Raw genomic sequence first — 12509 nt, 5'->3', positions numbered from 1 at the left:
CGACGAAGCGTCTTGCAGGCGGCTCCCAGCACTTCCTTTAAACGGTCAACTCATGCTTCGCGGCTCCCTGCCGCATAGTTCGTGCAACGGCCGTGCCAGACCGTCCGGAACCTCCGACAACAGCTTCTTGAACGCCGTGATCACCGGCGATCCCTGATGACCGCGCCCCGTCAACTTGAGAGCGTCCACGACGCAAATTGCGACAAAGATGCAAATTGAGACTCGCGGCGAACTGCAGGTGGCGTTCTTCACCTCAGGGTTTGCGATGCAGCATGAAAAGTCGGTTTGGATGCCTAGAGCCGATTTTGGTCGATTGGCTGCTTTCGGCCAGACTAAAAAAGGTGCTTCCGATGAGCTTTCAAAGCCACCTCCAGCGCGCCCAAACGAACGAGAATTTGTTTGCCGTGTCAGGAGACGGGCCGGTGAAATCCACCACGAGCAAATGCTCGCGGTGGACGAGGCTCGGGTTCACGGAGTTAAAACTGCGCGTCCATGAATCTTGCCGGCATTGAGATCGTGCAAGGCCTTGTTTGCATCGGCGAGACGATACTCGGCGGTTGCCAGTTCAACCAGACCGCGGTCTGCGAGCGCCATTAACTCCGTCAGCTCGGCCCATGTGCCGACGAGATTGCCGATGATGTTCTTCTCGGTGATCACCATGTCGACAGTCGGGATGCGGATGTCCTCGCCGTAACCAACAACGTAGTAACTTCCCATCGAACGGGTCATCGCCAGCCCCTTCGATGTCGTGCCCTTCTCACCGACGAAATCGATTACCGCCTCCGCGCCGTTTCCGGCAGTCAGAGCCAGAACGGCAGCCACTTCGTCGCCGTCGGCTTTCACCAGATGGTCGGCACCTGACTTTTCGGCCAGCTTCAGCGACGCTTCGGACTTGTCGACGACGATAATATCGGCGGCGCACATTGCTTTGAGGCACTGGATTGCGATGTGACCCAATCCACCTGCACCGATAACGACGCAAGATTCGCCGGGCAAAAGGTGACGCGTAGCCTTCTTGACGGCGCGATAGGCCGTGAGCCCCGCATCCGCGTAAGGCGCCACCTCCTTGGGGGCAAGCGTCCGCGGCAGCGGCACGATATTCCGTTCCGAGGTGCAGAGGAATTCTGCATAGCCGCCGTTGCAATCCAGACCCGGAAATGTGCCGGGGCCATGCATGTCGAAGCCGCGACGACAGGCGAGACACGTCCCTCCGGTGATCTTCGGATGAACGATGACGGGGTCTCCCTTTTTTAGTCCCTCGACTTCTTTGCCGACCTCCTCGACCCAACCTGCATTTTCGTGTCCCATGATGATGGGGAGGAGTTTGTCGCCGGACGGATCCATGTGCGGCTTCCAGAACTCCTTCGATGATATGGATATCGGTCCTGCATACGCCCGCGCCGCCGATTCGGACGATAACGTCAGTCGATTTCGTCAGCTTGGGATCAGGTACGTTTTCTTCGATGACCCAGCGGTCGTTGGACAGCTTCTCGTCATACGCTCTCAATACTTGGGCTTTCATGTTCTCCTCCGTCTGCCCAGCGAACCTTGCGCTCGCCGTCGCGGAGGCGCCTCAGCATTTTTCGTGCCAGCACAATTGCTATTGCAGCGCGACGCAGGATGCGGGGAGCCCGTCGGGAAACTTGCCCCGATCAAGACGGTGCCCGGCCCAACCAAATTATCGAAAACAACCCCATGCAAAGCAGCTTCGCCCTTGCAAGGAGCCCAGCGCAGAGGCGGTCAGGATTGTACCGGCTACCCGGGAAGTCGACAGATATCCGGGTGCAGCAGCGGCGCCTCCTTGATCCAGATTTTCGCGCCCTGCGGGCCCACGGTCGCTTTCAGGTCGACGCCGCTGGGTAGCCGACCCCAGCCCTGCGGCTGCAGCGTCTCGCCCCCGATCGTTAGTCCCCCCGATAGAACAAAGAACTCGAGCCCGCGCGCGTTCGCAAGGCTGATGACTTCACCCGGCCGCCAGTCTTCAAGGCGGACCTCTTCGTGGCCGTCGTCAAACAGCACGCTGACGCTGCTTGCACCGGGGCGCGGCGCAACGTGTTGGCCCTCACCTGGCTGACGCACGACCTGGGTCCGGTCCTCGACCCGGAACTGCCAGAGCCGCACGAAGATGGTGCAGCCGTCCTTCGAGGCAGGAACATGTGACGTCCCCGGAGGGTTGCGGAAGTAGCTGCCCGCGGGATAGTCACCATGCTCATCCTGAAAGGTACCTTCAAGGACGACAATCTCTTCTCCACCGCCATGCGTATGACGCGGGAAGGCGCTGCCGGGAGCATAACGCACGATCGACGTCGCGCGCGCGACTTCGCCGCCAATGCGGAACAGCATGCGCCGATCCACGCCGGCCGACGGACTGGCCACCCAGTCCAGCTTCGAGGCGTGAACGATAACGGGCTTCGACAGATCATCGTTGATGCGCATCGTTACTCTCCCTCAGGCGGCGCCATCCGAAACCCACCGCTTCGCCATTTCGGATCTCTTGACCAGTGCAGGTCCCAAACCAGGACACGTTCAGATCCCCGCGAGCGGAACGCCACTCGCCGCATTCTGCGGTCGTCGTGACGCGATCAGCCGCCGCGCCTCGTCGGCTCGACCGCTGCGCAGCAAGGCGCAGGTCACGGAATATTCCAGCAGGTCGCGCTGGGCGCGGCTGCCTCCAACCCTTTCATGGGTTGCCAGGACGGGCCTTAGCTCATCGACGACCCGTGTCCAGTCGCCCCTGGCCAAACCATCGAAGCCGCGCGCGATGGGCACCACCATATCCGCGGCGGGTCCCTTCGGGTTCTCGATGATCCTCGCCAAGGCCTCCGCATCGCCAGCCATTGCAAAGGCAAGCGCGCTGTGCATGTCGGCAAAGATGATCCCCGAATTGGGAAACCACTTCGCCGCATACTGGCTGATCTCGCTCCAGAGTTTCGGATATCGCGGCTCGCCCGCCATCTCGGCGCGCGCAAGGAACGAGGCGCAATCCGTGAGGACATTGATTTGCGGCCCCCACGAGCCACCCGGATGCAGCGCCTCACGATAGATCCTCCAGGCTTGATCCCGCCTGCCGGTCTCCAGCGACCACAGGGCAAGATGCCAACTGATATGGCAATGCAGTTGCCCCTCGCGTGGGTAGGCGGCGTTCCATTGCTCGAGATAAACCAGCCCCTCCTCGCGCTGTCCCTTCTCATAGAACAGATGGGCCTTGATATGCGCAGCGTGAGCGTTGCGGGGACAACCACGAAGTGCGGTCTCGATATTCCTGAAACCACTGTCGAACCTGTGCAGCTCAATTTCAGCAAACGCGAGCACGGTTCGAAACCACCAGTCATCGCCATAATGGGTTGCAAGCGGCTCCAGCATCGCCAGTTGCTCAACCTCGCGGCCGGACTTGCCCGAGAAGCCGATCAAGCCGAAGACACCGGTGGCCGGTGCCAGCACCATGGCATCGCGCGGCCAGTGCTTCATATGTTCGGCGATCGCCGAAACCGCCGCAGCGCCTTGACCACTCAGGATCTTGGCAAAGATCGCAATATGACCTTGCTCGCGCGAAGTCGTAGCCGGCGCTAGCGCGATCGCGCGTTCGAGCGGCGCTTTGACTTCGTTGCCGCGACCGAGCAGTTGCAGGGTTCGCGCAAGCGCGATGTGCGCCAGAGCGAAACCTTCGTCGGCGACGATCGCGTCGCGGAATGCCTGGTCAATTCCCGATCCCGCCGAGAGCAGCTTGTCGACGCCGGCGACATATGCGTCGCGGGCGGCGGCAGAGCTTGTGCTCAAGGGGTTACCGTACCGGTCTTCAAGAACGCGCACCCGATTTCCCATCGAACTCTCGGTCATTTTGATGACACTCCCTCCATGGAAACCTGCTTGGCCTTGGCTTGCCGCCGGCGGCGCTCATCACCCAGCTTGAGCAGCCGCTCTCGATCCGCTGGATTTACTCTTCCATACCGGGGCCGCCAAAGGGAACCCTCCTCCTTCCACGCAAATGGCGCTTTCACAGTCGTTCGCGGCGCCGTCGCCGTGTCGAAAAGGCCGAGCGCCTGGCGCATGATTTCGCGCTGCATGTCCGGTCGCCAGGGATGCCCGCAAGGATTGCCCAGCGGGAAATCCGTGAAATAGAACCGTGGCACGCCGCAGTGCTCCACGACATCCTGCGCCGAGCCGACAATGACCGTCGGAATGCCGTTCGCTTCCAGATGCCGGGCCACCAAGCTTACGGTCTGATGACACACGGGGCAAAGGGGGCAAAGGATCGCAGCATCCGCCCCGTCTTTTCGAACCCGTGCCAGGATTTCAGGTGCATCCTCCGCGTTCGTTTTCCGTTGGCTGTATTCTGTCGGCACGCCGTGAAAGTGCCGGGTCAGTCCGACGAGGGCGCCTTCGCCGACCAATCCGAAAGCGGCTTCTACCGGCAAGAAGCTGCCCGGATCATTGGTGTGGGTCGACTCCTTGTCCCACGCAACATTGTCGGTAAACAGCTTCCCGGGCGGCGGCGAAACCACACCCGACCATACCCGTTTGACGCCGTCAAAATCCGGCGGACTGGCCGTCGTAATCAGTGCGATACGCAGGTCCGATGATGGTTTGGCAGGTTTGGTGAAAGGGACATCATCAAAGGTCGCCCAGACATAGTTGTTGTCGTAACCCAGGGCACGGTAATATTGGCGCGTTCGCTCCATATATTGAACTGGGGTTTCCGCTACGCTCATGTGGATTCTCCTCGAGACGCTAGCTTGGTCGTGCGGCGGGCCGGTATGAAAAGCCGATGAGTGCCAGCAACGCGGCGACGAGTGGTGCGAACGACAGCATCAGGACGGTCGACCAGCCGAAGGACGACAGCAGCCCGCCCGAAAGGAAGGAGCCGACCGTCATCGTTCCGAAGACCACGAAATCATTGAGCGACTGAACGCGCGCCTTTTCCCCGGGACGATGGCACTCCAGGATCATCGCGGAGGCGCCGATGAAGCCGAAGTTCCAGCCGATCCCGAGCAGGCTCAGCGACGCCCAGAAATGCAAGACATCGATCCCGAGCAGGCCCACCGACGAAGAGGCCGCAATCAATACCAGCCCGACCGCGACGATCGCGGATGCGCCGAAGCGCGTGATCAGGAGGCCGGTCCAAAAACTCGGGGCGTACATCGCGATGACGTGCCACTGCAAACCGAGATTGGCCGATTCCTGAGGCAGCCCGCAGAGCTTCATCGCCAGCGGGGCTGCGGTCATGAGGAAATTCATGAGCAGGTAGGAGACGACCCCGCAGATCACGGCCAGGATAAAGCGCGGCTGCCGGGCAATGACAGCGAGTGGCCTTCCGGCGTGGAGATGCGTTGCAGTCAGCGGAGGAAGCTCAACGCCCGCCAGAATGACCGCGGAGAGCGCGGCAACCACCGCCTGGCCGACAAACGTCGCGGCAAAGAGGTACGGCGCCCACAGATTCATGGTATGCGTCACGAGCTGTGGACCGATCACACCGGCGAACACACCGCCAGCCATCACGGCCGAGAGCGCGCGCGGACGCCGTTCAGGTGCTGCGCAATCGGCCGCCGCAAAGCGGAACGAGAGCACCACGGCCGCGTAGACGCCGCCAAGAAGGTCCCGGCGCAGAATAGCGGGAACGACGCGTTGAGTACTGCCAGGAGCGCAATCAAGCCCGCGAGGACGCCGCTGCCTGCACCGAGCAGGAATGTCGCGCGCCGGCCACAGCGCTGCGCGACAGCGCCCGCCGGCAGCGTGCACATAGCCATGCCGACGACAAAAACCGAGACCGGCAGCGTCGCAAGTGCCTTGGTGGGCGCCAGCATGTCGCCGACCACGGCCCCGGTTGCGTAGACGACCGTGGAATTGGCGCCTGCGAGGGCCTGGGCGACAGCCAGCCTTGCGACATTGCTGCGCTCTCGGCGAATGGCGGTCGGCGCCTCATGGCTGGGAACGGGAAAATTGAAGTTCACGCTGCGGCTTGCTCCGCCGTTAGATGTCCGTCGACGGGACGTCGCCGATCGGACCGGTGGCCGGTCCACGGGCCGTGGATCACCGCGTCGGAGTTAAGGAGAAATCGCTGGACTTTTCCTTCTACAGATTGCCAATTTATGTCGATGAAACGTCACATTTCGCCAGGGAATGCTGGCTGGAAGACGGTCGATGCCCCGCACGGTCTCGGATCACCGAAGCCTTTGATCGTTCGGGTGCAGTCTCTTCCCGCGAGGAGCTACTTCGCCGAACACAGTCACAGCTGGAATCAGCTGGTCTACGCGATCTCAGGCGCGCTCACCGTGAAGGCGGATGGACGGCGCGTCGTCATTTCTCCGGAACAGGCCGTCTGGCTGCCCGCCGGTACGAAGCATTCGGTCGGCTCCCTGATGGGAGCGGAATTCCGGAGCCTCTGGGTCGCCAATGCTGCCAGCCAAGGCATGACTTCGGGCACGACCGTCATCCATGTGTCCCCGCTCCTGCGGACGCTCATCGTGGAAGCCGCGTCGCTGAAAGGCGAGGATCGTCGCTACGCCGCTCGCGTTATCGCGCTCATCCTCGATCAGTTGCGGCGGGCGACGCCGATCTCGGCAGCGTTACCTTGGCCCACCCACCCGGGCCTGCTGGCCCTCTGTGAAACCCTCTACGCCGATCCAGCGAATCCTCGCCGCGCCGAGAGATGGGGGCGTGAGATCGGCATGTCGCCGCGAACCTTGACGCGGCACTTCGAGCGCGAAGTCGGCATGAGCTTGCGTGCATGGCGTCAGCGTCTCCGCCTGCTCAAGGCTATCGAATTGTTGGGCAGCGAACTGCCGATCACGGAGATCGCGTTGCGTCTGGGTTACTCATCGGCCTCCGCATTCATATTCATGTTTCGCTCTGAAATGCGCGTTAGTCCCCTGCAACATCGACGCAGTCTGGGCCAAGCTGCCAGCAGAGGGACTCCATCAAGGCGTCGATCCGGATCTCAGGATTCGCCCCGCCGAGCGCGCTGACCCTTCAGCCGTAGGGACTCGTTGGAAACCGCAGTTCAGTTCGGAACAGGCGAAATACGGTCGTCCGGACCCGGGGGAGGCTCGCTTGTGCGCGACTCTCAATGACGAGGTAGGCGCGAGCCGTCCCTGCCCCGTCATCCAGCGAAAACGACGACCATGATCGATCCCCAGGTTGTCAGCAGAATATTGGAGATCGGATAGGCGGGCGTGTAGCCAAGCACCACCACGGAGCTGCCCGAGCGCTCCTGAATGGCCGCCATCGCGGCCGTGACCGTCTGTGCGCCAGTCAGTGCACCGAGCAGGAGGATCGGGTTCATGCGCAACACGAAATGGCCGAAGCAGAAGCCGACGATCTGCGGCAACAGGGTCACAAACATGCCACCCAGCAGCAGGCCGACGCCCGACTCCCGTATGGCGGAGAGGAAGACCGGACCGGCATGGATCCCGGTCAGGCCGACGAAGGCAGCCAGTCCAAGCGATGTCATCAGGCTGATGGCGCCATCGGGGATCCGGCCGAAATACGGCAGACGCGTACGGAGATAGCCGACAAGAAGTCCAGCGAGCAGCGTACCGACGCTGGTGCTCAGCGAGATCGTGACGCCACCAATCGAAAAGCTCAGGAGCACGCCAACGAGGCCGCCGAAGAAGATCGCGAGCCCCAGCACCACGAAATCGATGCTGGTGCTCGGCGCAACGATGACGCCGATGCTCTTGGCGGCATTCTGCACCACCGATTCAGGACCGACGATGCGAAGCATATCGCCGCGCTGCAGGACAACGCCGGCCGCGATGGGGAGGGCTTCATCGCCGCGGCTCAACGAACGCAAGTAGAGGCCGCGTGCCCAGCTCTGTTCCGACGCCTGCTGCAGACTGCTGCCTGCAAGCTCCGGGTTGATCAGGAACACGTCCGCCGAGATCACGGGGATGTCGAGCAACTCGCTGTCCTCCACCTCCTCGCCGCGCGGTTCGATCAGTTCGACGATGGTCTGGCGCGGCGCCGACAGCGCGATGATATCGCCGGCCGCGAGCACCGTTGCAGGCTCCGCCTCCAGGATGCGCTCGCCGCGACGAATGCGGTGGATGAACACGCGCTGCCCGGGGACGTGAGCTTCGGCGGCCGCAACCGACAATCCGGCGATCGCCGCGTGAGCTTCCAGCCGGTAGGCACGCATTTCGAATTTGCGCCAGGCCGATGCCAGCCCGGGCTTGGCGCGCGTGATGCCCAGGGCCTGCTCCAGCTTGAGCGCCTCCGCCTTCAGATCGATTTTCAGCAGCGCCGGAACGACAATGGTGCAAAACGTGATCACGCCGGCATAGCCGAAGATGTAGCAGACCGCATCCGCGACCGCGATGTGCGAAACAAACAACGCGCGCTGTGCCTCGGACACAGGCAGGGAATTGACCGCGTCGGTCGCCGTACCCATTGCAGCGCTCTGGCTGAGCGCGCCCGACAGGAGCCCGGCGGCAAAGCCGGGGTCGAGCCGCAGCACGCGTGCCACGACGATCGCCGCCGCAAGACCGGTGAAGCTCACGACAACGGCCATCAGCATCGGCTTCAGCCCGTCGCGCTTCATCGCCAGCACGAATTGCGGGCCGACCGAATAGCCGACCCCGAACAGGAACAGCAGGAACAGGAACGATTTGGTCATGCTTGAGACGGGCACATGCGCGAAATCGCCGACCGCGAGTCCTGCGAACAGCGCGCCCGTCACCGGGCCAAGGCTGAAAGCGCCGATCCTGAAGCTCCCGATCCAGTAGCCCGCCGCGATCACCAGGAACAGCGCGAGCTCCGGATAACGAACGAGAAATTGCGCAAGCCAGGTCAACATTGTCGGGCCGCGGCTAGGTCATCATCATCACCAGCACCATGCCCCAGATCGTCAGCAGCGTGTTTCCGACCGCGTAGGTGACGGTATAGCCAAGGCCGGGAATCTGACTTTTGGCGCGGTCGTTGATCATGCCCAGCGAGGCGGTCGTGGTACGCGCGCCGGAGCAGCATCCGAGCAGGATCGCGTCGTGGAAGCGGAACACGTATTTGCCGACAAACATCGCCAGGATCAACGGCACGGTAGTCACGACGACGCCCCAGAGGAACAGGCTGAAGCCGAGCTTCTGCAAGCCGGCGACAAATCCCGGGCCCGAGGAGATTCCGACGATGGCAATGAAGACGTTCAGGCCGACCGAGTTCATGAACCACACCGTGGGTGACGGGATTCGGCCGAAGGTCGGATGCACGGATCGGAGCCAGCCGAAGAACAGGCCGGAGATCAGCGCGCCGCCGGAGGTGGACAGCGTGAGCGGCACGCTTCCGATCTTGTAGACGAAAGCGCCGACCAGGGCGCCGATCGCAATGGCCGCCCCGATGAAGGCGACGTCGGCGACGTCGGTTGCGCGGTCGGGCCGGCCCAGCAGCTTTGTGGTGGCGGCGACATCGGATGTGCGGCCCACCAGCGTGAGGATGTCGCCCCGATTGATCTTGGTGTTCGGCAGGATCGGAATCTCGACCGCGATCGCGCCCCGGGCGATCTTGCGCAGAAATACGCCGCGAGCGCCCGGTTCCTTCGCCAGTTGCTCCAGCGTCTTGCCGTCGACGTCCTTGCTGGTGACGTAGACATCGACGCCTTCGATCGGCACTGCCAGCAGTTCGCGATCGTCAACCTCCTCGGCCTGCTCGCCGATCAGCTGCACCAGCACATCGCGGCGCCCGGCGACGGCGACGACATCGCCGGCATAAATCACAGTGTCCGAAGTTGCCTCCACGACCTTGCCGGCTTGCCGGAGCCTAAGGACGAAGATGCGATGATCGGGAAGCAGCGCCTCGGCCTGCCCGACCGTCTTGCCGGCGACGGGTCCGCGCTCATGAACGCGATAGGCGCGCACATCGAACTGGTGCCAGGCCGTCCCCGGGCCGCCCAGCTGCTTCTTGCCGCCATGCTCCTCCTCGTATTTCTTGCACGCGGCTTCGAGATCGATCCCGAGCAGCGCCGGTCCGAGCAGCGCCAGCACGATCGCCGACCCAACCGTGCCGAAAATATAGGTCACGGCATAAGCGACCGGCATGGCATCGAGCAGCTTCTTGGCTTCGTCGGCGGGCAGACCAAGGCGATTGATGGCGTCGGTCGCGAGCCCCATCGACGCGGAAATCGTCTGTGAGCCGGCATAGAGCCCGATGGCCGATCCGACGTCGTAACCGGCGAGCTTGGCGCCGAGATACGCAGACAGCAGGCAGAAGACACAGACCACCGCCGCGAAAACCGCCTGCGGGACGCCGTCCTGCGCGATGCCGCGCACGAATTGCGGTCCGACACCGTAACCGATTGCAAACAGGAACATCAGAAAGAAGAACGGCTTCAGCGGCCCTGATATGGTGATCCCGATCTGGCCGATGATGACAGCGGCGATCAGCGTCGCGGTGACCGCGCCCAGACCAAGGCCCTTATAGGTGAAGGATCCGAAATAGTAGCCCAGGGCCAGCGAGAGGAAGATCGCAATTTCGGGATAGGTGCGGAGCGTCTGGAAGAGCCAATCGATCATGATGTCACCCGTTCATGCTGTCCCCGGGCCTCGGCGTGCGCCCGCTTCGATCTCGTGCAGGGGTGCCGAAAAGGGCGAGCAACCGTATCGGTCGACATCAGACGGCGGTTGGCGAGCAGGATGTTGATCTATGTCAACCGCAGCTGCGGGAACCTTGCGATTTCACTATCTTGCCGACACTACGCACGTGCCGCGCACTCGCATCGTGAGCGACTATCCGTCGCAGCATCGCATCGCCTGCGCGTGAACGTTGACATAGATCAAGGCTCACAACCGGTCGCCGATCATGCTGCGCGCGATTGCGCAGACAACAGAGGCTGTCGCCTCCATTCCAACAGCATGCATCGCCCCGGGAGTGTCAAATGGCCGATCTTCTGACCCTGAAGAAATTCGAGGCGCTGAGCCCCTTCGAGATCAAGGACGAGCTGATCAACCTCGCCAAGAGCAATTCGAAGCGGAGCCAGATGCCGTTCCTGAACGCCGGGCGAGGCAATCCCAACTGGGTGGCGACGACGCCGCGCGAAGCCTTCTTCCTGCTGGGACAGTTCGCCATCACCGAGAGCAAGCGGGTGATGGAGCACCCGGCGGGCATCGGCGGCATGCCCCAGGCAAACGGCATTGCCGGGCGGTTCGAGGCCTGGCTCAAGCAGCACAAGGACATGCCGGGCGCGAGCTTCCTGACCGAGATGCTGCCCTTTGCGGTCAAGAAATTCGGCTTCAACCCCGACGCCTTCGTCCACGAGCTGGTCGATTCGATCATCGGTGACAATTACCCGGTGCCGGACCGCATGCTGGTGCACAACGAAAAGATCGTGCACGAATACCTGATGTGGGCGGTTTGCGGCGAGCCCCGGCCGGCCGGGAAATTCGACATCTATGCGGTCGAGGGCGGCACGGCGGCGATGTGCTACCTCTTCAAGTCGTTGAAGGCCAACCGGCTGCTGGTGCCGGGCGATACGATCGCGCTGGCGACGCCGATTTTCACGCCCTACATCGAGATGACGCACCTAGAAGACTACGACCTGAAGGTCGTTCAGATCAGGGCTCCGCAGGAAAACAAGTTCCAGTTCACCGACGAGGAAATCAAGAAACTGGAGGATCCGAAGATCAAGGCCTTCTTCGTCGTCAATCCGTCCAACCCTCCGGGGATGGCGTTGAGCAAGGAAACGGTTGCCAAGCTGGCCAATCTGGTCAAGACCAAGCGCCCCGACCTGATGATCCTCACCGACGACGTCTACGGCACCTTCGTGCACGGGTTCCGTTCGCTGCTCGGCGAACTCCCGCACAACACCATCGGCGTCTACTCCTATTCGAAGTATTTCGGTTGCACGGGATGGCGGCTCGGGGCCATCGCCATCAACGAGGACAACATCTTCGACAAGATGATCGCCAGGCTCCCGAACGAGGCCGTGAAGGCACTCGACAAGCGCTACGGGCCGCTCACGCTCGAACCACGCAAGCTCAAGCTGATCGACCGCATCGTCGCCGACAGCCGCGACGTGGCGCTCAATCACACCGCGGGCCTGTCATTGCCGCAGCAGGTGATGATGAGCCTGTTCTCGCTCGCCGAGATGATGGACGTGAACAAGGCCTATCAGGCGGCCTGCATGGAGATCGTCAACAAGCGCCTGTGGTCGATGCTCGACGGCCTCGGGCTGGCCGACAAGCTGAGCCCGAATCCGAACTACGATGCCTACTACGCCCTGATCGATTTCGAGTTCTGGGCCCGGAAGAACATCGGCGACGATGCGGTTGAATACCTGAAGAAGAACGTCCATCCGCTGGACCTGGCGTTCAGGCTGGCCGAAGCCCACGGGATCGTGCTGTTGAACGGCGGCGGTTTCGATGCGCCCGAATGGTCGCTTCGCGTGTCGCTCGCGAACCTGCCCGACGATGTCTATGACGATATCGGGCGCGGCGTTCGGACCATCGCCAGAGGCTATCGCGACGCCTACGAGGCAGCGAAGGGCGGAGCCGCAAAGCGCTGACGGCGGTGCCTGCCGCGCATCGAGC

At 62.5% G+C, this 12509-nt stretch carries 8 protein-coding genes and 1 pseudogene; 2 read left to right on the top strand and 7 right to left on the bottom strand.

Annotation, left to right across the window (positions count from 1 at the left end; translation table 11 throughout):
• Positions 1 to 468 precede the first annotated feature (468 nt).
• From RX327_RS16155 to RX327_RS16135, 5 genes and pseudogenes are all read right to left on the bottom strand, one after another.
• On the bottom strand, positions 469 to 1344 hold the full coding sequence (locus RX327_RS16155) for an NAD(P)-dependent alcohol dehydrogenase (RefSeq protein ID WP_317250835.1): 876 nt from the start codon (positions 1342 to 1344) through the stop codon (positions 469 to 471).
• A 411-nt stretch (positions 1345 to 1755) separates the two neighbouring features.
• Entirely contained in the window at positions 1756 to 2436 is a 681-nt protein-coding gene (locus tag RX327_RS16150; RefSeq protein ID WP_050386220.1) for a cupin domain-containing protein, read from the bottom strand.
• 90 nt (positions 2437 to 2526) lie between these two features.
• The gene (locus RX327_RS16145) at positions 2527 to 3837 is read right to left on the bottom strand and encodes a tetratricopeptide repeat protein (RefSeq protein ID WP_050386221.1); all 1311 of its coding nucleotides are present in this window, start codon (positions 3835 to 3837) and stop codon (positions 2527 to 2529) included.
• Positions 3834 to 4709, bottom strand: coding sequence for a glycine reductase (locus RX327_RS16140; RefSeq protein WP_317250834.1), 876 nt, complete (start codon positions 4707 to 4709; stop codon positions 3834 to 3836). The genes RX327_RS16145 and RX327_RS16140 overlap by 4 nt, the downstream gene beginning before the upstream one ends.
• A 19-nt stretch (positions 4710 to 4728) precedes the next feature.
• Positions 4729 to 5903 (bottom strand): annotated as a pseudogene (locus RX327_RS16135) (MFS transporter).
• Between the two features lie 183 nt (positions 5904 to 6086).
• On the opposite strand from RX327_RS16135, the gene RX327_RS16130 reads away from it, so the two are divergent.
• Positions 6087 to 6962: an AraC family transcriptional regulator gene (locus RX327_RS16130; protein WP_050386223.1), complete on the top strand. Its 876-nt coding sequence runs from the start codon at positions 6087 to 6089 to the stop codon at positions 6960 to 6962.
• Positions 6963 to 7096: 134 nt separating this feature from the next.
• On the opposite strand, the gene aspT (RX327_RS16125) is transcribed toward RX327_RS16130, so the two are convergent.
• Together aspT (RX327_RS16125) and aspT (RX327_RS16120) are read right to left on the bottom strand one after the other, a co-directional pair.
• Positions 7097 to 8791, bottom strand: a complete 1695-nt coding sequence (aspT, locus tag RX327_RS16125) for an aspartate-alanine antiporter (protein WP_050386224.1) — start codon at positions 8789 to 8791, stop codon at positions 7097 to 7099.
• 13 nt (positions 8792 to 8804) lie between these two features.
• The gene (aspT, locus tag RX327_RS16120) at positions 8805 to 10496 is read right to left on the bottom strand and encodes an aspartate-alanine antiporter (protein WP_317250833.1); all 1692 of its coding nucleotides are present in this window, start codon (positions 10494 to 10496) and stop codon (positions 8805 to 8807) included.
• A 362-nt stretch (positions 10497 to 10858) separates the two neighbouring features.
• Between aspT (RX327_RS16120) and aspD the strand changes: the two genes are divergently transcribed.
• Positions 10859 to 12484 carry an aspartate 4-decarboxylase gene (gene aspD, locus RX327_RS16115; RefSeq protein WP_050386226.1) on the top strand — a complete coding sequence of 542 codons (1626 nt, stop codon included), beginning with the start codon at positions 10859 to 10861 and terminating at the stop codon, positions 12482 to 12484.
• Positions 12485 to 12509: the final 25 nt, after the last annotated feature.

The sequence above is a fragment of the Bradyrhizobium sp. BEA-2-5 genome, assembly GCF_032918025.1.
Taxonomy (GTDB): domain Bacteria; phylum Pseudomonadota; class Alphaproteobacteria; order Rhizobiales; family Xanthobacteraceae; genus Bradyrhizobium; species Bradyrhizobium pachyrhizi.
Note: the sequence above shows the minus strand (reverse complement) of the source record. Positions and strands in the feature narration are given on the sequence as shown.